At 72.4% G+C, this 20997-nt stretch carries 20 protein-coding genes; 12 read left to right on the forward strand and 8 right to left on the reverse strand.

Annotated features, from left to right (window positions below; translation table 11 throughout):
• Window positions 1-54: 54 nt before the first annotated feature.
• The gene (locus HPY23_RS22555; protein WP_091885818.1) at window positions 55-1005 is read left to right on the forward strand and encodes a LysR substrate-binding domain-containing protein; all 951 of its coding nucleotides are present in this window, start codon (window positions 55-57) and stop codon (window positions 1003-1005) included.
• A 12-nt stretch (window positions 1006-1017) separates the two neighbouring features.
• Here HPY23_RS22555 and HPY23_RS22560 read toward each other — a convergent pair whose 3' ends face one another.
• The 3 genes from HPY23_RS22560 to HPY23_RS22570 all read right to left on the reverse strand — a co-directional run bounded on the left by HPY23_RS22560 (window position 1018) and on the right by HPY23_RS22570 (window position 2752).
• Window positions 1018-1212, reverse strand: a complete 195-nt coding sequence (locus HPY23_RS22560; protein ID WP_082742850.1) for a Flp family type IVb pilin — start codon at window positions 1210-1212, stop codon at window positions 1018-1020.
• A 148-nt stretch (window positions 1213-1360) separates the two neighbouring features.
• The gene (locus HPY23_RS22565; protein WP_091885815.1) at window positions 1361-1633 is read right to left on the reverse strand and encodes a DUF3072 domain-containing protein; all 273 of its coding nucleotides are present in this window, start codon (window positions 1631-1633) and stop codon (window positions 1361-1363) included.
• Window positions 1634-1864: 231 nt separating this feature from the next.
• A complete protein-coding gene (locus HPY23_RS22570; RefSeq protein ID WP_091885813.1) occupies window positions 1865-2752 on the reverse strand; it encodes a branched-chain amino acid aminotransferase in 888 nt (295 codons plus the stop codon).
• A gap of 193 nt (window positions 2753-2945) precedes the next feature.
• Between HPY23_RS22570 and HPY23_RS22575 the strand changes: the two genes are divergently transcribed.
• The 7 genes from HPY23_RS22575 to nadC all read left to right on the forward strand — a co-directional run bounded on the left by HPY23_RS22575 (window position 2946) and on the right by nadC (window position 10386).
• A complete protein-coding gene (locus tag HPY23_RS22575) occupies window positions 2946-3599 on the forward strand; it encodes a MarR family winged helix-turn-helix transcriptional regulator (protein ID WP_210344380.1) in 654 nt (217 codons plus the stop codon).
• Window positions 3596-4327 (forward strand): response regulator, encoded by a 732-nt coding sequence (locus tag HPY23_RS22580; protein ID WP_060849663.1) that lies wholly within the window; start codon window positions 3596-3598, stop codon window positions 4325-4327. The genes HPY23_RS22575 and HPY23_RS22580 overlap by 4 nt, the downstream gene beginning before the upstream one ends.
• Window positions 4328-4329: 2 nt before the next feature.
• Complete coding sequence (locus tag HPY23_RS22585; protein ID WP_091885809.1) at window positions 4330-5700, forward strand: ATP-binding protein; 1371 nt, start codon at window positions 4330-4332, stop codon at window positions 5698-5700.
• Between the two features lie 180 nt (window positions 5701-5880).
• Window positions 5881-6834 carry an NUDIX hydrolase gene (locus tag HPY23_RS22590; protein WP_091885806.1) on the forward strand — a complete coding sequence of 318 codons (954 nt, stop codon included), beginning with the start codon at window positions 5881-5883 and terminating at the stop codon, window positions 6832-6834.
• A gap of 143 nt (window positions 6835-6977) precedes the next feature.
• Window positions 6978-7979 carry a quinolinate synthase NadA gene (gene nadA, locus HPY23_RS22595; RefSeq protein ID WP_236012610.1) on the forward strand — a complete coding sequence of 334 codons (1002 nt, stop codon included), beginning with the start codon at window positions 6978-6980 and terminating at the stop codon, window positions 7977-7979.
• On the forward strand, window positions 7976-9526 hold the full coding sequence (locus HPY23_RS22600; protein WP_091885801.1) for an L-aspartate oxidase: 1551 nt from the start codon (window positions 7976-7978) through the stop codon (window positions 9524-9526). Before nadA ends, HPY23_RS22600 begins: the two co-directional genes overlap by 4 nt.
• Window positions 9523-10386: a carboxylating nicotinate-nucleotide diphosphorylase gene (nadC, locus tag HPY23_RS22605; RefSeq protein WP_091885799.1), complete on the forward strand. Its 864-nt coding sequence runs from the start codon at window positions 9523-9525 to the stop codon at window positions 10384-10386. Before HPY23_RS22600 ends, nadC begins: the two co-directional genes overlap by 4 nt.
• Window positions 10387-10557: 171 nt before the next feature.
• Here nadC and polA read toward each other — a convergent pair whose 3' ends face one another.
• Entirely contained in the window at window positions 10558-13620 is a 3063-nt protein-coding gene (gene polA, locus HPY23_RS22610) for a DNA polymerase I (RefSeq protein ID WP_091885795.1), read from the reverse strand.
• A 264-nt stretch (window positions 13621-13884) separates the two neighbouring features.
• On the opposite strand from polA, the gene HPY23_RS22615 reads away from it, so the two are divergent.
• Together HPY23_RS22615 and HPY23_RS22620 are read left to right on the forward strand one after the other, a co-directional pair.
• Window positions 13885-14370 (forward strand): hypothetical protein, encoded by a 486-nt coding sequence (locus tag HPY23_RS22615; protein ID WP_060849655.1) that lies wholly within the window; start codon window positions 13885-13887, stop codon window positions 14368-14370.
• A complete protein-coding gene (locus HPY23_RS22620) occupies window positions 14370-15035 on the forward strand; it encodes a ribonuclease T2 family protein (protein WP_060849654.1) in 666 nt (221 codons plus the stop codon). The genes HPY23_RS22615 and HPY23_RS22620 overlap by 1 nt, the downstream gene beginning before the upstream one ends.
• A 262-nt stretch (window positions 15036-15297) precedes the next feature.
• Here the strand turns inward: HPY23_RS22620 and HPY23_RS22625 are convergent, their stop codons facing one another.
• On the reverse strand, window positions 15298-16185 hold the full coding sequence (locus tag HPY23_RS22625; RefSeq protein ID WP_091885792.1) for an alpha/beta fold hydrolase: 888 nt from the start codon (window positions 16183-16185) through the stop codon (window positions 15298-15300).
• A gap of 253 nt (window positions 16186-16438) precedes the next feature.
• On the opposite strand from HPY23_RS22625, the gene HPY23_RS22630 reads away from it, so the two are divergent.
• Together HPY23_RS22630 and HPY23_RS22635 are read left to right on the forward strand one after the other, a co-directional pair.
• Window positions 16439-17398 (forward strand): LysR family transcriptional regulator, encoded by a 960-nt coding sequence (locus HPY23_RS22630; protein WP_091885789.1) that lies wholly within the window; start codon window positions 16439-16441, stop codon window positions 17396-17398.
• 192 nt (window positions 17399-17590) lie between these two features.
• Window positions 17591-18571 carry a catalase family peroxidase gene (locus HPY23_RS22635; RefSeq protein WP_091885786.1) on the forward strand — a complete coding sequence of 327 codons (981 nt, stop codon included), beginning with the start codon at window positions 17591-17593 and terminating at the stop codon, window positions 18569-18571.
• 4 nt (window positions 18572-18575) lie between these two features.
• Here the strand turns inward: HPY23_RS22635 and HPY23_RS22640 are convergent, their stop codons facing one another.
• The 3 genes from HPY23_RS22640 to HPY23_RS22650 form a co-directional block, all read right to left on the reverse strand.
• A complete protein-coding gene (locus HPY23_RS22640) occupies window positions 18576-19166 on the reverse strand; it encodes an SAM-dependent methyltransferase (protein WP_060849650.1) in 591 nt (196 codons plus the stop codon).
• Between the two features lie 10 nt (window positions 19167-19176).
• Window positions 19177-19914 carry a PIG-L deacetylase family protein gene (locus HPY23_RS22645; protein WP_091885782.1) on the reverse strand — a complete coding sequence of 246 codons (738 nt, stop codon included), beginning with the start codon at window positions 19912-19914 and terminating at the stop codon, window positions 19177-19179.
• The coding region (locus HPY23_RS22650) for an acyl-CoA dehydrogenase family protein (protein WP_200649678.1) at window positions 19914-20997 on the reverse strand (1084 nt) is incomplete at its 5' end. The genes HPY23_RS22645 and HPY23_RS22650, both read right to left, overlap by 1 nt.

The raw sequence follows: 20997 nt of genomic DNA on the forward strand, positions 1-20997 counted from the left end.
TGAGATGTGTCACATCACGGGAATTGATGCAGGAACCGACGACGGAGCCGCCCGGTGCATCCCCTCGACATCGACCAGCTCCGCAGCCTCGTGGCGATCGCCGAGAGCGGCTCGTTCACCCGCGCGGCCGAGGCCGTGCACAAGACGCAATCCGCGGTCTCGATGCAGATGAAGCGGCTCGAGGAGCGGATCGGGCGCGAGATCTTCGTCAAGGCCGGGCGCGGCGTGCGCCTGACCGAGGACGGCGAGCGCCTGCTCGACTACGCGCGCCGCATCGTGCGGCTGCAGACCGAGTGCCTGGCGACCTTCGACGAGGGCGACCTGCCCGGCCGGGTGCGGCTCGGCCTGCCGGACGACTACGCCGACCGCTACCTGCCGGAGATCCTCGGCCGCTTCGCCCGGGCCCATCCGCGGGCCGAGGTCACGGTGGTGTGCGAGCCCTCCGACATGCTGGCCGAGCGGATCGCCGACGGCGACATCGACCTCGCCATCGTCACCGAGGCCAAGACGGGAAGCAAGACGGGAGGCAGGGCGGGGAGCGCGGCGCGAGGCGCCGGTCGGCGGGGCGTCGAGACGATCCGCACCGAGGCGCTGCTCTGGGTCACGTCGAGCCGCCACGCGGTGCACCGGGAGGAGCCGGTGCCCCTCGCCCTCGGGCGGCCGGCCTGCAACTGGCGGCTCGCCGCCATCGAGGCGCTGGAGCGCGGCGGGCGCCATAGCCGGATCCTGTTCGTGAGCTGGAACTCCACCGCGGTCGGCGCCGCGGTGCTGGCGGGGCTCGCCGTCTCGGTCCTGCCGGAGAGCGCGCTGCGCTCCGGCATGCGGGTGCTCGGCCCGCAGGACGGCTTCGCGCCCCTGCCCGCCTGCCGGATCGGCCTGATGCGCCACCGGGCGGGCGAGCCGAACCCACTCGCCGACATCCTGGCCGGGCACATCCGGCAATCGCTGGACAACCTCGCTCTCGACGGCCTCGCCCCCGACGCACCGGGGCTGGCGGCGGAGTGAACGCCGCGCGCCCTACTGGAGCGCGGCGAGGAAGCGGGTGCTGAGGTTGGTGAACAGGCTGCCGGCCGAGTTGCCGTAGACCGCGAGCGCTCCCGTGAGGGCCAGGAAGATCAGCCCGGCCACGAGCGCGTACTCGATCGCCGTCGATCCGGATCGCTCGTCCCGGAATGTCCGGACCGCCTCCGTTCTCCGCGCCCTGTCCCGCACGCCCCGCTCCCACGATCCGTCGGCGGCAGAGTAAGGAGAGACCTCCTCATCACAGGTTAACGCGACGGTCGAAACGGCCGGCAGGGCGCCCTGCCGGCCCGATGTGAGGGCGGAACCGAGATTTTCCCGGGTTCCGCCCCCCCGATCGTCAGGCCTTGCCGGTCTCCTTGCGCAGCGCGTCGATGCGCTGCGAGGCCTCGGCCTTGTCGAGATCGGGGTCGTAGGCGTCCTCGTCCTTGGCCTGCTCGGCCAAGGTCTTGAGATAGGACGCCTGCGCCCCGGTCATCGGCTCGGAGCCGGTGGTCCAGTCCTTGGGATCCTTGATGCGGTTCGAGGTGTCCTTGGGATCCTGCTTCGGGTTCTCGGTCTCGTGCTGCGCCTCGGCGTCGTGGGACTCGGCCTTCTTGGTCCTGGCGGTCATGGGGATCCCCGTGTTCCCTTAATGTTCCAGCCAGACAACGGGGAAGCCCCGGCTCGTGTTCCCGGCCGGGACGCCGGAACGCGGCTTGTCCCCGCAAATCACGGCCGCGGACGCGCGAAGGCCCCGGGCGGTCTCCCGCCCGGGGCCTTGTTCACGCGCTCGTCGTGGGAATCGAGCGGCCTTGTTTCAGGCCGGCACGATCCGGGCGGCCTCGCGTCAGGCCGCGTTGTTTCAAGCCGCCTTGGCCTTCGGCTGCACCTCGGCGGTGTAGTCGTCCATCAGGGTCTTGGTCATCGCCGCCGGGGTGAAGCGGTACTGGGCGATCTCCGAGACCGGGGTGACCTCGGCGGCCGAGCCGGTGATGAAGCACTCGGTGAAGCCCGCCAGCTCCTCGAGGCGGATGCGCCGCTCGACCACCTCGTAACCGCGGCGCTTGGCCAGCTCGATCACGGTCTGGCGGGTGATGCCGTTGAGGAAGCGGTCGGCCTGGGGCGTGTGGATCACCCCGTCCTGGATGAAGAACACGTTGGCGCCGGTGCACTCGGCGACGTTGTCCTCCCAGTCGAGCATCAAGGCGTCGGCGTAGCCCTTGTTCTCGGCCCGGTGCTTGGAGATGGTGCAGATCATGTAGAGGCCCGCCGCCTTCGAGGCCGACGGCGCGGTGCGCGGATCGGGCCGGCGGTACTCGGCGAGGTCGAGCCGGATACCCTTCATCTTGGTCGCCGGGTCGAAGTAGCTCGGCCATTCCCACGCCGCGATGGCGAGGTGGATGGTGTTGGCCTGCGCCGACACGCCCATCATCTCCGAGCCGCGCCAGGCGACCGGGCGGAGATAGGCGTCCTGGAGGCCGCTCTCCTTGAGCACCAGCTTCTTGGCGGCGTCGATCTCGGCGACCGTGAACGGGACCTCGAAGTCGAGGAGCTCGGCCGAGCGGCGCAGGCGCTGCGAATGCTCGGTGCACTTGAAGATCTGGCCGCCATAGGCGCGCTCGCCCTCGAACACGCTGGAGCCGTAGTGCAGGCCGTGGCTGAGTACGTGAATCTTCGCGTCCGCCCACGGCACCATGCGGCCGTCGACCCAGATGTGGCCTTCACGCTGGTCGAAGGGAATGACGGACATGACGATGATCCTCGTATGCGTTCGTTTCCGCCTGGCTGGTTCTCGCGCAACCTTCGTGCTTGAGCGGGGCGCGGGGCGTTCGTTCGTTTCGCCGGCGGGGTTGACGGGTATCAATGGGACTGAGATATGTCAACAAGACTGACATAAATGACGCGAGCCCGCGAAGGCTCGGTTCCGCCAAGAGGTGCGACCCTTGACCCAGGCCGCCCGGACCCGTCCGGCCCCCATCCCGGACGCCGCCGACGAGGATGGACGGGCGGCAGGCTACTCCCCGGAGGGGCCGACGCAAAGATCGCCGGAACACGGCTCGCCGGACCGAGACCAGCCGGCCTACGACCTCATCGAGCTCTTGTTCTTCGCCTACCGCGACTTCGTCGCCGATCCCGACCGGATCCTGGCCGAGTACGGCTTCGGCCGCGCCCACCACCGGGTGCTGCACTTCGTCGACCGCCATCCCGGCCTCACCATCGCCGAACTCCTGGATATCCTGCGGATCACCAAGCAGAGCCTGAACCGGGTGCTGAAGGAATTGATCGAGCAGGGCTACATCGCGCAGCGGACGGGCACGAGCGACCGCCGCCACCGCCTCCTCACCTGCACGCCGCAGGGCCGTGCGCTCGCCCAGCGCCTCGCGGGCGTCCAGGGCGAACGGGTCCGGCGGGCGCTCGCCGAGGTCGGCCCCGCGCTCCGCGAGCCGGCGGGCCGGTTCCTGCTCGCGATGATCGAGCCGGAGGAGCGCGCCGCGGTGAGCCGGCTCATCGGCGGCGAGGCATCGGCCGAGATCCCGGCGGAGATCCAAGCGGAGATCCGGGCCGGGAGCCCGTCCGCCGACGGGGCCCGCCCGTGAGCGCCGGCCCCGCCCTCAGCCCCCGGGCCGAGCTGCCCGACCACGCCCCCCACATCCTGGTCGTCGACGACGACCGCCGCCTGCGCGACCTCCTCGCCCGCTTCCTCGGCGAGAACGGTTATCGCGTCACCGCTGCCGCGAGCGCCGCCGAGGCGCGGGCGCGGGGCCGCAGCCTGGTCTTCGACGCGGTGGTGCTCGACGTGATGATGCCGGGCGAGACCGGCTTCGATTACGCCCGCCAGATCCGCCTGACCTCGAGCGTGCCGATCCTGATGCTCACCGCCCGCTCGAACCCGAACGACCGGGTCACCGGGCTCGAGATCGGCGCCGACGACTATCTGCCGAAACCCTTCGAGCCGCGGGAGCTGATCCTGCGCCTCAACAACATCCTGCGCCGCAACGCGCGGGGCCCCGCCGACGGCACGGCCGCGCCGCTCGACGCGGTGCGGTTCGGGCCGTTCCAGTTCCGCATCGAGCGCGGCGAGCTCACCCGCGACGAGGAGGCGATCCGCCTCTCCGAGCGCGAGCGCGAGATCCTCACCATCCTGGCGCTCGCCCGCGGCGGCAACGTCGAGCGCGAGGCGCTGACCGGGACCAACGGCGCCGCCAACGAGCGCACCGTGGACGTGCAGATGAACCGCCTGCGCCGGCGCATCGAGGACGACCCGGCCAACCCGCGCTACGTGCAGACCGTGCGCGGCGTCGGCTACCGTCTGGTCCTGGACTAGCCGTGGCCACCCCCACCCTCGCCGGGACGCTGCCGACGCCCCGGCGGGCCTGGCGCCGGCTCGGCCGCGTGATCGGCGACCGGCTGCCGAAGGGGCTCTACGCCCGATCCCTCATCATCATCATCGCCCCGATGGTGCTGCTGCAATCGGTGATCGCCTACACCTTCATGGAGCGGCACTGGCAGCTGGTGACGCGGCGCCTCTCGGCCGCGGTGACCGCCGACGTCGCGGCCTTGATCGACATCTACGAGAGCTACCCGCAGGACAAGGGCTCCGAGACCCTGGAGCGGATCGCCAGCGAGCGTCTGAACCTCGACATCGACATCCTGGAGGGCGCCAAGCTCCCCGCCCCCGGCCCGCGCCCGTTCTTCTCCCTCCTCGACGAGGCCCTGTCCGACGAGATCCGGCGCCAGATCGCCCGGCCGTTCTGGATCGACACCGTCGGGCGCTCCAACCTGATCGAGATCCGGGTCGAGATCCCCGGCGGGGTGATGCGGGTGATCGCCCGGCGCAGCCAGGCCTACGCCTCGAACTCGCACATCTTCCTGCTCTGGATGGGCGGCTCCTCGATGGTGCTGCTCGGCGTCGCGATCCTCTTCCTGCGCAACCAGATCCGGCCGATCCTGCGGCTCGCCGACGTGGCGGAGAACTTCGGCAAGGGCCGCGAGCTCGATTTCCGCCCCCGCGGCGCCCGCGAGGTGCGCAAGGCCGGCCACGCCTTCATCGAGATGAAGCGGCGCATCGAGCGGGCGATGGAGCAGCGCACGACGATGCTCAACGGGGTCAGCCACGACCTGCGCACCATCATCACCCGCTTCCGGCTCTCCCTGGTGCTGCTGCCCCAGACCCCCGAGATCGACGACCTGCAGCGCGACGTCGACGAGATGAGCCGGATGCTGGAGGCCTACCTCGCCTTCGCCAAGGGCGATTCCGGCGAGCCGGCCGCGGCCATCGACCTGCGGGCGCTCCTCGAGGACGTGCGCACCGACGTGGAGCGTCTGGGCGGCCACGTCTCCGAGGTGACGCTGGAGGGCCAGGCGACCGTGACGGTCCGGCCCGACGCCTTCCGGCGCTGCCTGTTCAACCTCGCCGCCAACGCCGCCCGCTACGGCGACACGATCGCGATCACCGCCCGCCAGGAGGCGCGCTGGCTCGCCGTCTCGATCGACGACGACGGTCCGGGCATCCCGGTCGAGCAGCGCGAGGAGGTGTTCAAGCCCTTCGTGCGCCTCGACGACGCCCGCCAGGATGCCGGCGGCTCGGGGCTGGGCCTCGCCATCGCCCTCGACATCGCGCGCGCGCATGGCGGCGACGTGGCGCTGTACGACTCGCCGCTCGGGGGCCTCAGGGCGACGGTGCGGGTGCCGGCGTGATCGAGCGATGGGACGACCGTAGCGCGGTCGCCGTTCGGGCCGGCACCCCGCGGATGGAAGCGCGCCGGATCGCACCCTAAGGCTTCGTCAGGGCCGACGCTCCCCGCTGCGAGGCTCTGACAATAACCTTTTCGCACCGCTCCCCATGCTAAGCCCCTGCCGGATCGGGAGGGCGGGACGATGAGCGAGGCGGAACCGAGTACGGCCCCCCTGGTCGGCCTCGCGGCAGCGATCCTGGCGGCGACGCTCGACGAGCCGCGGGTGCTCACCGTGCCGGTGGCCGATCAGCCCGAGGGCCGGACCGAGGGCCTGCCGGCCGGGCCGCTCGAGCCGGCGCATCCCACCCTGGAGCGGGGCCTGCGGGCCTGGGTCGAGCGGCAGACCGGCCAGAGCCTCGGCTACGTCGAGCAGCTCTACACCTTCGGCGACCGCGACCGGCGCCGGGGCGGCAAGGGGGATGTCGGGCTGCACGCGCTCTCGGTCGCCTATCTCGCCCTGGTGCGCGAGGCGCGGCCCGCCGCCGATTCGGCCTGGCAGAGCTGGTACCGCTATTTCCCCTACGAGGACCGGCGGGCGGGGCGCACGGACGACCTCGACGCCATCGCGGCCCGGCTCGCGGCCTGGGCCGAAGCCGCATCAAGCCCGGAGGCGCGCCGGCGCCGGGGCGACCGGATCGGCCTGACATTCGGGGCGGCCGGGAGCGGCTGGAACGAGGAGCGGGTGCTGGAGCGCTACGAGCTGCTGTTCGAGGCCGGCCTCGTGCCCGAGGCCGGGGCGGACCTGGACGTGAGCCCCCTCACCGGCCGGCCGATGGCCCACGACCACCGGCGCATGCTCGCCACCGCCCTCGGCCGCCTGCGCGGCAAGATCAAGTACCGGCCGGTCGTGTTCGAGCTGATGCCTCCCGCCTTCACGCTGGGCCAGCTCCAGCGCGTGGTCGAGGCTTTGTCGGGCATCCTGCTGCACAAGCAGAACTTCCGCCGCCTCGTCGCCCATCAGGGCCTCGTCGAGGAGACCGAGGCCGTCACCGCCGAGACCGGCGGGCGCCCGGCCCGGCTGATGCGCTTTCGCCGCGAGGTGCTGCTGGAACGCCCGGCGCCCGGCCTGCGCCTGCCCTCGAACCGGACCGGCTGAGCGGTCGCGGGGGAGCCAGCGGCGCCGAAGTTGCGGCACCCTGCCGCACTTATGCTCACATCCAACATATCTGGACAGTCTCGGATCCGCGGATTAGCCTAGCCGGGTAAATGCTCATATTGAGCATATACAGGGAGGCGAGAATGGACGCGGCAACCCTCGATCGGGCGGGCTCCCTGCCCCTGCCGGAGCTGTACGACCGGGTCCGCCACCACGTCCCGGCGATCGAGTGGCCGGCGCTGGCCGGCGACGTCGCGGCGATCCAGGCGCTGAAGCGCGAGCGCAACGCCGTGGTGCTGGCGCACAACTACCAGGCGCCGGAGATCTTCCACACGGTGGCGGACATCGTCGGCGACAGCCTGGCGCTGGCCCGCGAGGCGGCCCGCACGGATGCCGACGTGATCGTGGTGGCGGGCGTGCACTTCATGGCCGAGACCGCCAAGATCCTGAACCCGACGAAGACCGTGCTGATCCCGGACCTCGCGGCCGGCTGCTCCCTGGCGGATTCGATCACCGCCGCCGACGTGCGGGACCTGCGCCGCCGCCACCCGGGCGTGCCGGTGGTGACGTACGTCAACACCTCCGCGGCCGTGAAGGCGGAGTCGGACCTCTGCTGCACCTCCGGCAACGCCAGGGCGGTGGTCGAATCCCTCGGCGTGAAGCGCGTCCTGATGATCCCCGACGAGTACCTGGCGCAGAACGTCCAGGCCGAGCTGCCGCATATCGAGATCCTGACCTGGGCCGGCCATTGCGAGGTGCACGAGCGCTTCACGGCAGCCGACATCCGCGAGGCGCGCGAGGCCTATCCGGGCGTGACGGTGCTGGCCCACCCCGAATGCCCGCCGGGCGTGGTGGCGGAGGCGGATTTCTCGGGCTCGACCGCGGCGATGCAGGATTACGTCGAGACCCGGCGGCCGGCGCAGGTGGTGCTGATCACCGAATGCGCGATGGCCGACAACCTCGCGGTGCGCAACCCGGACGTCGCGTTCGTCAAGCCGTGCAACCTCTGCCCGCATATGAAGCGGATCAGCCTGCAAAAAATCCGGCAGAGCCTGGAGGGGCTGACCCACGAGGTCACGGTGCCGGACGACCTGATCGCCCCGGCGCGCCGCGCCGTCGAGCGCATGCTGGCGGTCCGGGCATGACGGCCGATCGCGTCGTCGTGGTCGGGGCCGGCGTCGCCGGCCTCGCCACGGCCCTGCGGCTGGCGCCGCTCCCCGTCACCCTCGTCACCGCGGCGCCTTTGGGCGAGGAGACCGCCACGGCCTGGGCGCAGGGCGGCATCGCGGCGGCGATCGGCGCCGACGATGCCCCGGCGCTCCACGCCGCCGACACGCTGGCGGCCGGCGCGGGCCTGAGCGACGCAGGCATCGCCCAAATCGTCGCCGAGGCCGGTCCCGGCCTGGTGGACTGGCTCGTCGGGCTCGGCCTCGCCTTCGACCGTGGACCTGACGGCGCTCCGGCGCTGGGCCTGGAGGCGGCGCATTCCCGCCGCCGCATCGTCAAGGCGGGGGGCGACGCCACCGGCGCCGCGGTCCTGCGCACGCTGGCCCGGGCGGCGGCGGCCTGCCCGTCGGTCACCGTCACGGTCGGGCGGGCGACGGCCCTGGCGCAGGACGGCGAGGGCCGGGTCACCGGCCTCGTGCTGCGCACCGACCGGGGAGCCCTGGAGCTGCCGGCCCGGGCCGTGGTGCTGGCGACCGGGGGCCTCGGCGGGCTCTACCGCTCGACGACCAACCCGACCGGCGCGGTCGGGGCCGGCCTCGTCCTGGCGGCCCGGGCCGGCGCGGTCCTGCGCGACGTCGAGTTCGTGCAGTTCCACCCGACCGCGATCGCGATCCGCACCGACGGCCCGCTGCCGCTCGCCACCGAGGCGCTGCGCGGCGAGGGCGCGGTCCTGGTCGACGCCGCGGGCGGCCGGGTGATGGCCGGCATCGCCGGGGCCGAGCTCGCCCCCCGCGACGTGGTCGCCCGGGCCATCGCCCGGCGGACCGGCCGGGGCGAGGCGGTCTTCCTGGATGCCCGCCGGATCGACGTGGCGCGCCGCTTCCCGACCGTGGCCGCCCTCTGCCGTGCCGCCGGGCTCGATCCGGCCGCAGCCCCGATCCCGGTGCGGCCGGCGGCGCACTACCACATGGGCGGGATCCGGGTGGACGGGCACGGCCGCAGCACGCTGCCCGGCCTGTGGGCCTGCGGCGAGGTCGCGGCGACCGGGCTGCACGGGGCAAACCGCCTCGCCAGCAACTCGCTCCTCGAGGCGATGGCCTTCGCGGAGCGGATCGCCGCCGACATCCGCGATTCGAAGCGCGCCGCGGCGGGCGCGGGCCGCGCCCCGGAGCCGCTCCCCGCGTCCGACGCCCTGCCGGAGATCCGCGACCTGCAAGAAATCCGCGACCTGATGGAGGCGGGGGTCGGGCTGGTGCGCGACGAGGCCGGCCTCGCCCGGGCCGTCTCCCGGCTCGCCGCCCTGGCCCGGGCCGGCTCCGCGGAGGCCGTCGCCGGGCTCCTCGTGGCGGCGGCGGCGCTTGCCCGGCGCGAGAGCCGCGGCGGCCATTGGCGGGCCGACCATCCGGGGCAGCAGGCGCCCCGCTCCACCGACATCACCCTGACCCAAGCCTTCGCGACAGCCGATGCCCTCGCGACGGCCGACGCCGTCGCGCGCCCCTCCTCCCTCGTCGAGGCAACCCGATGACCGACACGACCCTTCCCCCCGCCCTGCCCCGCCTCATGGTCGAGCCGATCGTGCGCGCCGCCCTCCTGGAGGATCTCGGCCGCGCCGGCGACCTCACCACCGACAGCATCGTCCCGGCGGAGGCCCGCTTCTCCGGCGCCATCGTCTCGCGCCAGGCCGGCACGGTCGCGGGGACGGACGCGGCGGCGCTCGCCTTCGCGCTCCTCGATTCCACGGTGAGGGTCTCGGTGCTGCGCCCCGACGGCAGCCGGGTCGCCCCGGGCGAGGCGGTGATCGCCCTCGACGGGCCGGCGCGGGCGATCCTCTCGGCCGAGCGCGTCGCCCTCAACCTGCTGTGCCGGCTCTCGGGCGTTGCCACCGCCACCGCCTCGCTGGTCGAGGCGGCGCGCCCGCACGGCAAGGCCCGCATCGTCTGCACCCGCAAGACCACGCCGGGCCTGCGCAGCCTGGAGAAGCACGCGGTGCGGGCCGGGGGCGGGGCCAACCACCGCTTCGGCCTCGACGACGCGGTGCTGATCAAGGACAACCACGTCGCGGTGGCGGGCGGCGTCGCCCCGGCGGTGCGGCGGGCGCGGGCCGGGGTCGGCCACCTCGTGAAGATCGAGGTCGAGGTCGACACCCTGGCCCAGCTGGACGAGGCCCTGTCGGTCGGCGCCGACGCGGTGCTCCTCGACAACATGAGCCCCGACACCCTGCGCGCGGCGGTGGCGATGATCGACGGGCGGGCGGTCAGCGAGGCCTCGGGCCGGATCAGCCGCGAGACCGTCGGCGCGGTGGCGGCGACGGGGGTCGACCTGATCTCGACCGGCTGGATCACCCACAGCGCGCCGATCGTCGATCTGGGGCTGGATGTGGCGTGAGGAGGCACGAGGCACGGGCGGCTCGGAAAGAGAGCCACCCGCGCCAATCGGAAAACCGCCGCCCTTTCCCGGACGACCGGAGCGAGAGCGGAAGGAGATCCGGGAAAGGGGAGAGCGGCGAGGGCCGGCCTGTCGTCTCGACGTTCACATCGATGCCCGGCCGAGCCGCCCTCAATGCGCCTCCTGCCAGTTCAGGGCCGCCTTGGCCTCGACGGCGAGGGGCACCCGCAGGGTCACGGCCGGGTGCGGCGCCTCCTCCATCACGCGGGCGATGATCGGCAGCGCGCGATCGACCTCGTCGTCGGGGGCCTCGAACACGAGCTCGTCGTGGACCTGGAGCAGCATCCGGGTCGAGAGGCCGGCCTCGGAGAGCGCGCCCTCCATCCGGACCATCGCCCGGCGGATGATGTCGGCGGCCGTGCCCTGGATCGGGGCGTTGATCGCCTGGCGCTCGACCGAGGCGCGCTCCTGCGGGTTGTTGGAGCGGATCTGCGGGTAGTGGCAGACCCGGCCGAACAGGGTCGTGACGTAGCCCTTGTCGCGGCAGAGCTTCTTGGTGTCGTCGATATAGGCGCGGATGCCGGGGAAGCGCTCGAAATACTGCTTGATGAAGGCCGCGGCCTCGCCCTGCGGGATGCCGAGCCGGTCGGCGAGGCCGAAGGCCGAGATGCCGTAGATGATGCCGAAGTTGATCGTTTTGGCCCGGCGCCGCAGGTCCGAGGTCATCTGGTCGAGGGGCACGCCGAACATCGCCGAGGCGGTCGCCGCGTGGATGTCGATGCCGTCCTCGAAGGCTTGGCGCAGCTGCGGGATGTCGGCGATGTGGGCGAGCAGCCGCAGCTCGATCTGGCTGTAATCGGCCGAGATCAGCTTGTGGCCGGCATCGGCCACGAAGGCCTGGCGGATGCGCCGTCCCTCCTCGGTGCGGACCGGGATGTTCTGGAGGTTGGGGTCCGACGAGGAGAGGCGCCCGGTCGTGGTGGCGGCGAGCGCGAAGGAGGTGTGGACCCGGTCGGTCTCGCGGTCGGCATGCTCCTGCAGGCTGTCGGTGTAGGTCGATTTCAGCTTCGAGAGCTGGCGCCATTCGAGGATCCGGCGCGGCAGGTCGTGGCCCTGGCCGGCCAGTTCTTCGAGCAGCGTCGCGGGCGTCGCCCACTGGCCGGACGGGGTCTTCTTGGCGCCGGGCAGGCCCATCTTGCCGAACAGGATGTCGCCGATCTGCTTGGGCGACGAGACCGAGAACTTTTCCCCGGCCATCTCCTGGATCTCGTCCTCGAGACGCGCCAGCGACTGGGCGAAATCGCCCGAGAGCCGGCTCAGCATCTGGCGGTCGACCTTGATGCCCTCGCGCTCCATGCGCGCCAGCACCGGCACGAGCGGCCGCTCCAGGGTCTCGTAGACGGTGGCGCGGCGCTCGGCGGCGAGCCGCGGCTTCATCAGCCGCCACAGGCGCAGCGTCACGTCGGCGTCTTCCGCCGCGTAGGCCGTCGCCTTGTCGAGGGCGACCTTGTCGAACGTCACCTTCTGGCGCCCGGTGCCGGCGACGTCCGCGAAGGTGATCGGCTGGTGGCCGAGATGGCGGCGGGCCAGTTCGTCCATGCCGTGCGAGCCCTTGCCGGCATCGAGCACGTAGGAGATCAGCATCGTGTCGTCGAAGGGCCGGACCTCGATGCCGTGGCGGGCGAGCACCAGCCAGTCGTACTTGACGTTCTGGCCGATCTTGAGAACCGACGGGTTTTCCAGGAGCGGCTTGAGGCGCGCCTGCACGGCCTCCCAGGAGAGCTGCCCCGGCAGCAGGCCGCCGCCGAACAGGTCCTCGCCGCCGCGGTGGCTGAGCGGGATGTAGCAGGCCCGCCCCGGCGCGGTGGCGAGCGAGACGCCGACGAGGTCGGCCTTGTTGGCGTCGAGCGCGGTCGTCTCGGTATCGACCGCGACGATGCCCGCCTCGACCGCCTCGGCGATCCAGGAATCCAGGCTCTCGACCGTGGTGACGGTCTCGTAGGACGCGGTGTCGAACGGCTTGACCGATTCCGCCGCGCGCGCCGCCACCAGCGTCGTCGGCGTCGCCTCGGTGGGGGCCTTCGGCTTCGGGGGCGCGTCCGGCAGGTCGAGGTCGGCGAAGGGATCGACCTCGGCCTTCGCGTCGGCGGGAGCGCCGTCGGGCGTGTCGCCGAAGAACGGCGTGACGTCGCTGCCGCCCTTCTCGTTCGTGAAGCCGGGCTCGGCGCCCGCCGGCAGCAGGGCGGGGTCGGGCCGCACCGCCTCGGGGTCGACGTGCAGCATCTGGGCGATGCGGCGCGTCAGGGTGTTGAACTCCATCGCCTTGAGGAAGCCGACGAGGCGCTCGGGGTCGGGCTTCGGAAGCCTGAGGTCGTCGAGCGGCACCGGCACCGGCACGGCTTCGTCGAGGGCGACGAGGCGGCGCGACAGGCGGGCCTGGTCGATGTTGGCCAGAAGCGTCTCGCGCCGCTTGGGCTGCTTGATGGTGGCGGCCTTGTCGAGCAGCGCGTCGAGGCTGCCGAACTCCTTGATGAGCGCCGCGGCGGTCTTCAGGCCGATGCCCGGCACGCCCGGCACGTTGTCGGAGGTGTCGCCGATCAGCGCCAGCGCGTCGCCGATCTGCTCGGGACCCAAGCCTTCCCAGCGCTCCAAGATGGCGGCGCGGTCGAGGTTGCGCTCGGGCCGGTAGCCCGGCTTGCCCTTCTGGCCCGATTCGAAGTCGTAGAAGCGCACGAGGTCGCCGACGAGCTGCATCAGGTCCTTGTCGGACGAGACGATGATGACGCCCGCCCCCCGGCCTTCCGCCTGGCGCGAATAGGTCGCGATCAGGTCGTCGGCCTCGTAGCGCGGCAGCTCGATCGGGTGCAGGCCGAAGGCGCGGACCGCGTCGCGCATCAAGGGCATCTGGCGCTTGAGATCCTCGGGCGCGTCGGGCCGGTGGCCCTTGTAGTCCGGGAAGATCTCCTTCCGGAACGAGCCCTCGGACTTGTCGAACACGATGGCGAGATGGGTCGGGACGACGCCGGCCGCGCCCTCCTGCACGAACTGCGCGAGCTTGGCGCAGAACAGCCGCACCGCCCCGGTCGGCAGCCCGTCGGAGGGGCGGAAATTGTAGCGCTCGGGCTGGTTGATCGACTGGAAATAGGCCCGGAAGATGAACGACGAGCCGTCGACCAGGAGCACCTGATCGCCGGGGCCGACGGGCTTCGTCTCGGGGACGGTCTCGGTGCTCATGCGGGCTGACACTTTTGCGGCGGTCGGTCGAGACCCGTCTTAGTGCGTCGCCGGGACGAGGCAAACCGCGGCGCGGGCGCGCTCCCCGGGAATGGGTGTGCCTCCCACACACCAGGGGCCCGCGAAAGCGCCGGCCGGCCGGCCCGAAAGCTTGACTTGGCGCGGACGGAGCCTTGGTGTCGGGATCGAGAGAGCAACCGTCATTTGCCCGGGAAGCCGGACGCCGCCTTCGGGCGGGCGCCGCCCGGGCCCAGGGACCGGCCCATGCCCAAGACATCCTTCAGCAGGACACCCCTTCTCGCCGCCCTCCTGCTGGGTCTCACCGCCGCCGGCCTGTCCGCCGCGCAGGCCCGCTCGGCCCGCCAGGAGATCGCCCCGGCCGAGGAGCGCGAATTCCCGTTCGACGCCCAGATCCCCGGCTGCCAGGACGAGGGCGTGCTGGAGAAGATCACCTACCAGTTCGCCGAGAAGGAGGCGAAGTTCTGGAACTCGACGCTGACGATCGCGACCTACGACAGCATCGAGCGCACCGCATGGCGGCCCTGGGGCCTCGACTTCTACCCGCGCCGCTTCTGCACCGCGGTCGCCACCACCTCGGACGGGGTGCGCCGGCGGGTCGACTACTCGGTGCGCGAGAGCCTCGGCATCATCGGGGCGACCTACGGCGTCGAGTTTTGCGTCCACGGCCTCGACCGCAACCTCGCCTACGCCTACGCCTCGGCCTCGTCCTGCCGCGAGGCCCGGCCCTGATGCGCGCGCTCGCCGGCCTCCTCCTCGCGGCGACCGTCGCGGGCTCGCTCGCCGCCGGCCCGGCCGCCGCGCAGGGGCGCGGGGGCGGCGAGCCGGGCGTGTTCGACTTCTACGTCCTCTCGCTGTCGTGGTCGCCGACCTACTGCGCGCTCACCGGCGAGCGGCGCAACGACCGCCAATGCGACACCGGCCGCAACCCCGGCTTCGTGGTCCACGGCCTGTGGCCGCAATACGACCGCGGCTTCCCGAGCGAGTGCGGCGCCTTCTCCCGCAGCCCGAGCCGCCCGGCGATGCAGGAGGCCGAGGGCGTCTTCCCGAGCGAGGGCCTGGCCCGCCACGAATGGCGCCAGCACGGCACCTGCTCGGGCCTCGACCCCGCCGCCTATTTCCGCGCGACCGCCAAGGCCCGCGACGCGGTGACGATTCCCGCCGCGCTCGCGAGCCCCAAGGAGGATCTGCGCGCCGCGCCGATCGACATCGCCCGCCAGTTCGTCGCGGCCAATCCGGGCCTGCGCCCTGACATGATGTCGGTGACGTGCCGGTCCGGGCAGCTGCAGGAGGTGCGGATCTGCTTCACCAAGGACCTGCGCGGCTTCACCGCCTGCCCCGAGGTGGCGCGCCAGAACTGCCGGGCCGGCGAGGTGACGGTGGGGGCGGGGCGGTAGCGCCTCGCCTTCCCGTGGGGGGTGTTCGCGCGCGGGCGCCGCGGAGCGCCCGGTGCGGTGAACGCCCGACGTTGTCGTGCCGGGGTCCGCGCGCGAGCCCGCGGAAAGGCCGCCGAGGTGGAAAGCCGTCGGCCCGCTTCCGCTCGCGATGTCGACAAAGCGGGTCTCGACGGCGTGCGATCGTGGCGCGGGGGCCGATCGCTTTGCCGCCGGGCAACGCCCCCGGTCTTCGATTTTTGCCAACTTTACTTCGAAGAACCAGTCAGTCCGCCGTCGAAAAAACCCTCTCGTCTCTCTCGAGATGCCGATCCAGGAAGTCGCCCACCAAGTGTGCGATCTCGGCGGCGTGCGTCTCCAGGGCGAAGTGTCCCGTATCGAGGAAATGGATCTCGGCCTCGGGAAGATCGCGCCGGTAGGCCTCCGCCCCGGGCGGGAGGAAGAAGGGATCGTTTTGCCCCCATACCGCGAGCAGCGGCGGCCGATGCTCGCGGAAGTAGGCCTGGAATTGCGGGTAGAGTGCCACGTTCGTACGGTAGCTGAGGATCAGGTCGAGCTGGATCTCCCGGGCTCCCGGACGATGCATGTAGTGCATGTCCAGCACCATCCCGTCGGGGGATAGGCGGCCGGCCGGCGCGCCGTGCTCGTACTGCACATGAATCGCTTCGTCGGTGAGCGCTGCGCGGCAGGCCTCGCGGTTCCCCGGGCTCGGGTCGCGCCAATAGGTCTGCCACGGCTCCCATTCCCGGCTGAGACCCTCGAGGTAGGCGTTGCCGTTCTGGGAGACGATGGCCGTCACCCGCTCGGGATGGCGCATGGCGAGCCGGAGTCCGGTCGGGGCGCCGTAGTCGAAGATGTACAGCGCGTAGCGTGTCAGTCCCATGGCCTCGACGAAGCTTTCGATCACCTCGGCAAGACGATCGAAGCTGTAATCGAAGGCATCGCGCCCGGGCGACGTCGTGTTGCCGAAGCCCGGGAGATCGGGTGCGATGACGCGGTAGCGATCGGCCAGGAATGGGATCAGATCGCGGAACATGTGCGAGGCGGTCGGGAAGCCGTGCAGCAGGAGGAGGACCGGCGCATCGCGCGGACCCGCCTCCCGGTAGAAGACGCCAACATCGCCGACCTGCTTGGTGCCGTAGCCGACCGTCATAGTGCCGTTCTCCGATGGGGAAGGAGCGTGCGGACGGGGCTCATGCGGCGCTGCCTCCACGGGCTGTTGCGCGAGACCCACCAGGGTCACGTCCGGTCCGAGCGTTCCTGAGACGCGTGCGTCGCGCCTGGCCGTCTCGTGGCGTCGTCATGATCCCCGCGGCTCCGCGCCGCTGGACGAAGGGGATCTAGCACCTTGCTCCGGATGCAATAAGATTGCCCCATCGCAAGCTACGATTTCAGGATATGAAACGATGGATCGGCTCGATGCGATGGCCGTGTTCGTCGCCGTCGTCGAGACCGGCTCGCTCGCCGCCGCGGGGCGAAAGCTGGGCCACTCACCGGCGGCCGTCACCCGGGCGGTGGCGATGCTGGAGCAGCGCCTGGGCGAGCGTCTGCTGCACCGCTCGACCCGCGCGCTGCGATTGACGGAACGCGGCGAGCATCAGGTCGCCGTCTATCGCAGCATCCTGGCCGAACTCGCCGAAGCGGACGGTGGCGATGCGGCGGGCGACCGGGTCGCGGGCCGGATCGCCCTGACCGCGCCGGAGCTGTTCGGCCGTTCCATCCTGATGCCCGTCGTCGAGACGTTCCTCGACGAGCACCCCGACGTCAGCCTGCGCATGCTCCTGCTGAACCGCGTGGTGAGCCTGGTCGAGGAAGGCGTCGACGTCGCGGTCCGGCTCGCGCCGCTCCCCGCCTCGGGCATGATCGCCGTCAAGCTCGGCGAGATGCGCAGGCTGGTATGCGCGGCACCGGACTATCTTGCCGATGCGGGGATACCACCGGATCCGGGCGCCCTGCAGCATCACCGCTGCATCGGCACGGAGGACGGCGTCGCCCGCGAGCAGTGGCATTTCATCGATCGCACCTCGGCCCGCGAACGCCGGCTCTCGACGGCCGTCCAGCCCCGCATCGCACTCAACGGCGCAGGCGCTGCCATCGATGCCGCGATCCGCGGTCAAGGCGTCTGCCGCGTCATGGCCTATCAGGCGGTCGAGCACATCGAAGCCGGCCGCCTGACGGCGCTCCTGTGCGACTACGAGCCCGAGCCGCTGCCGATCCACCTGGTCTTCCACGTGATTCCGCGGCGGAACGCGGCCCTGCGCGCCTTCGTCGACCATGCGACGCCGAGATTGAGGGCGGCCGTCAGAGACGTCTCGGATCGTGCCGCACGCGCCGCAGGTGCTTCGTCGGGTGTCCGCTCCGGGTGACCTGCGGCGCAGCGTTCGGGCGAAAAAATTCGGTCGAACGCAGTCCGTCCGGCAGCCGGGCCGATCCGGCCCGATTCCGCCCCTCAGGCGTGCCCCTTTGGCGGAGACGATCGGCAACACGCCAGAAACAGGCTTGCCAACAAGTTGCGCCCAATTCATCCTGCCGCCGCAGAATCCTGGGGAAACGCCGTCATGATCCGATCTTCCGCGCTCCTGGCCGGCGCCGCCGCGCTGGCCGCCCTCGCCGTCCCCGTACACGCCGAGGAGGCCGATCCGGCCGCCATCGTCGGCCTGCAATTCGCGGTCAGCGGCAACCACAAGGGCGTGCGGGCGAGCGGCGCCAAGGGCGTCTGCCTGAAGGGCAGCTTCGCACCGGCTCCGGACGCCGCCTCCCTGTCCAAGGCGCCCCAATTCACGAAGACCGTGCCGGTCACCGCCCGCTTCTCGATGGGCGGCGGCAACCCGAAGATCTCGGACAAGACGAAGGCCACCACCCGCGGCTTCGCGATGCGGATGGCGGACCCGGCCGGCGACATGACCTTCGTGATCATCTCCGCCCCGGTCTTCTCGACCAAGACGCCGGCGCAGCTCGAGGAATTCCTGAAGGTCCGCGTGCCGGGGCCGGACGGCAAGCCGGATGCCGAGAAGATCAAGGCCTTCGCGGCGCAGAACCCCGAGACCGGCCGCCAGGCGGCGTGGCTCAACGCGCGGCCGGTGCCGGCGAGCTTCGCGGGCACAGATTACTGGGCGGTCCACGCCTACACGCTGACGAACGCCAAGGGCGACAAGACGGTCGCGAAGCTGAAGTTCGTCGCCGCCGACAAGGCCGGCCTCTCCGACGAGGAGCTGAAGGCCAAGCCCGATTCGTTCTACGCCGACGAGCTGAAGGAGCGGCTCGCGAAGGGCCCGGCGCGGTTCGACCTCGTGGCGATCCTGGCCCAGCCGGGCGACCCGACCGCGGACGTGACCGCGACCTGGCCGGAGGAGGAGCGCAAGACCCGCACCCTCGGCACGCTCGCCATCACGGCCATCGAGCCCGACGCCACCTGCGACGCCGCCACCTTCGACCCGGTGGTCGACCTGCCCGACGGCATCGCCGGCCCGGCCGACGATCCGATGTTCGCGATCCGCTCGCCGGCCTACGCGGTGTCGCTGTCGCGCCGCTCGAACTGAGGGATCACCCCCCGCGGCCGCGCAGCACGTCGAGGCGGTAATCCGCGGTGCGGACCTGCCGGTCGAGGGCGAGGTGGTCGCGGGTCTCGCGGACGAACAGGTCCGCGGCCTCGTCTCCGGTGAGCGGGTAGTGCGTCTCGCCGGTCCAGTGGACCAGAACGACGTCGCCGTCCGGGCGCAAGCTCGCCCGGACCCGGCCGGCGAGGCGGGCGACGTCGCCGGCATCGAGGTAGTAGACGACCTCCGAGAGCAGGATCAGGTCGAAGCGGCCCTCCGGCCACTCCCCCGGCACCCGAGCCCGCATCAGGCGCAATCCCGGCCGGTCGCCGCAGCGCGCCCGGGCCTGGGCCAGGGCGGCCTCGGCCACGTCGAGGGCGACGAGCGCGTCGCAGCGGGGCGCGAGCGCCGCGGTCAGCACGCCGATCGAGCAGCCGACCTCGAGGGCCGAGGCGTAGCGCTCCCGCGGCAGCGCCGCCAGGGTGGCGGCGTACTTGTCGCGCTCATAGGGGCTCCCGGCGAAGTTCCACGGATCGGGATCGGCGGCGTAGCGCACGTCGAAATAGTCCGGCGGCAGCGAGGTCGCGTGGCGGGTCATCGAGCCATCCTCACGGGTCGATCTGGAGAAAGATTTCGTCGTCCCGGAGGAAGCGGGCGATCATCGCCGGCTCGAGGCGGAAGCCCTGCGGGTCGTCGGCGATGAGGGCGGTGGTCTGCGAGCGGTGGGCGCCGATCGCCGCCGCCTTGGCGTCGCGGTGGGGGGCGACGGCGAGGCGGGCGCCCCGGGGCGGCGGGCCGACCTCGGTTTCCGGCGGCAGCGTCCAGCCCCAGACCGGGTAGGCGTAGAGCGGCACGCCCGCCAAAAGATCCCGCGCCTTGCGGGCGAGCATGGCGCTCGCCCGGTGGTCGCCATGCGGGTCGTGCTCCCAGGTCACGAACAGGGCGCCGGCCCCGCAGGCCCGGGCCGCGGCGGCGATCGCCTCGGCCGCCGCCTCGGCCCGGGGGCCTTCCGCCGGCACGAACCGGTCGGGCAGGCGCAGGAAGGCGACGTGGGCGGCGGGCAGGCCGAGACAGGCCGCCGCCGCCAGGGTCTCGGCCTCGCGCAGGGCCCGCAGGCGCCCGGGCGGATGGCTCGGGGAGGACGGATGCGAGCCGACCCCGTCGCTCACCACGACGAGGCGGACCGGGATGCCGCGGGCCGAGGCCTCGGCCAGCAGCGCGCCGCAGCCGAGGCTCTCGTCGTCGGGATGCGGCGCCACCACGACGATCCCGCCGCTCGGCACGATGGCGCGCAGGTCGCGCCGGGGAAGCTCCGCGGCGGCGGCCAGGAAGGCATCGGCCCGCATCAGCCCGCATCTCCCGGATTCCAGAGCCGGTCGACCGGCCCGTCGGCGGCCAGGATCGTGGCGGCGGCGGCGGTGAGCGCCCGGTCGGGGGCGGGCTGGCGCAGGTAGGTCGCGAGATCGCGCGACAGGCGCTCGAGCGGGTGGCCGCGCAGGAACCCCTGCAGGCCGACCGAGCGCTGGGCGAGCCCCAGCACCTCGAGCCCCGCCCGCTCGACCGCGAGCCGGGTGAGGCCCACGAAGGCGACGATGCGCTCGGGCGGCAAAGCGTCGTGCGCGACGAGGCCGGCGGCCCGGGCGACGAAGGACCGGGCGCCCTCGAGCGCGATGGCGCCCTCGCCGAGGCGGGCGAGCTGGTGGGGATCGACGCCGCGCCCGGTGCGGGCGAGATGACCGCGCCAGGCCTCGAACACCGCCTCGATCCCGCCGAGCTGGACCGCCGCGAAGCGCCAGGCTCCGCCGGAGAAATGCGGCTCGCGGTGGTAGTCGTCCGGCCCGCCGAGGCGGGCGAGGGGAGCAAGGCCCGTGAGGTCGACCGAGCCGGTGGCCGAGGCCCGCATCCCTTGCGCGCGCCAGGCCGAGAGGTCGGCCCGCGTGCCGGGGTCGAGGGCGACGACGAGCATCTCGGGTTCCCGCCGGCCCGGACGGCGCGCCGTCACGAGGGCGCGGGTGACCCGGCCGGCCCCGGACGCGAAGGTCTTTTGCCCGCGCAAGGACCCGTCCTCGCCAAGGACGAGGCCGTCCGCCGCCGGCTCGGTGTTCCAGACCCCGAACAGATGCCCACTCACGGCATCCGCCAGGAGGGCGCGCCGTTCCGCCGGGGCGGCGTAGCGCAGGACGAGGTCGAGGGCGTTGACGTGGCCCTCGTAGACCCGGCCGAGCGCCAGGCTCCCCGAGCCGACGAGGCGCAGGATTTCGGCGAGGTCGGCCGCGTCCGGCTCGCGGCCGAGCCCGGCGCCGCCCTCTTCCGCCGGGACCGGGGCGGCGAGGAGGCCGAGCCGGGCGAGGTCGGCGACGTCCTCGGCCGGGAAGCCGTCGTCGCGATCCTGCGCGTCGGCCCGGCCGGCGGCGAGCGCCGCGACCCGG

The sequence above is a fragment of the Methylobacterium ajmalii genome, assembly GCF_016613415.1.
GTDB classification, from domain to species: Bacteria; Pseudomonadota; Alphaproteobacteria; order Rhizobiales; family Beijerinckiaceae; genus Methylobacterium; species Methylobacterium ajmalii.

Excerpts from the sequence above, each read along its gene's own strand:
- polA (WP_091885795.1), bottom strand. The coding sequence starts at position 13,620 with ATGAGCACCGAGACCGTCCCCGAGACGAAGCCCGTCGGCCCCGGCGAT.
- HPY23_RS22640 (WP_060849650.1), bottom strand. The coding sequence starts at position 19,166 with ATGACCCGCCACGCGACCTCGCTGCCGCCGGACTATTTCGACGTGCGC.
- HPY23_RS22590 (WP_091885806.1), top strand. The coding sequence starts at position 5,881 with ATGAGCGAGGCGGAACCGAGTACGGCCCCCCTGGTCGGCCTCGCGGCA.
- nadA (WP_236012610.1), top strand. The coding sequence starts at position 6,978 with ATGGACGCGGCAACCCTCGATCGGGCGGGCTCCCTGCCCCTGCCGGAG.
- nadC (WP_091885799.1), top strand. The coding sequence starts at position 9,523 with ATGACCGACACGACCCTTCCCCCCGCCCTGCCCCGCCTCATGGTCGAG.
- HPY23_RS22565 (WP_091885815.1), bottom strand. The coding sequence starts at position 1,633 with ATGACCGCCAGGACCAAGAAGGCCGAGTCCCACGACGCCGAGGCGCAG.
- HPY23_RS22570 (WP_091885813.1), bottom strand. The coding sequence starts at position 2,752 with ATGTCCGTCATTCCCTTCGACCAGCGTGAAGGCCACATCTGGGTCGAC.
- HPY23_RS22600 (WP_091885801.1), top strand. The coding sequence starts at position 7,976 with ATGACGGCCGATCGCGTCGTCGTGGTCGGGGCCGGCGTCGCCGGCCTC.
- HPY23_RS22625 (WP_091885792.1), bottom strand. The coding sequence starts at position 16,185 with ATGACGGTCGGCTACGGCACCAAGCAGGTCGGCGATGTTGGCGTCTTC.
- HPY23_RS22635 (WP_091885786.1), top strand. The coding sequence starts at position 17,591 with ATGATCCGATCTTCCGCGCTCCTGGCCGGCGCCGCCGCGCTGGCCGCC.
- HPY23_RS22615 (WP_060849655.1), top strand. The coding sequence starts at position 13,885 with ATGCCCAAGACATCCTTCAGCAGGACACCCCTTCTCGCCGCCCTCCTG.
- HPY23_RS22620 (WP_060849654.1), top strand. The coding sequence starts at position 14,370 with ATGCGCGCGCTCGCCGGCCTCCTCCTCGCGGCGACCGTCGCGGGCTCG.
- HPY23_RS22630 (WP_091885789.1), top strand. The coding sequence starts at position 16,439 with ATGGATCGGCTCGATGCGATGGCCGTGTTCGTCGCCGTCGTCGAGACC.
- HPY23_RS22645 (WP_091885782.1), bottom strand. The coding sequence starts at position 19,914 with ATGCGGGCCGATGCCTTCCTGGCCGCCGCCGCGGAGCTTCCCCGGCGC.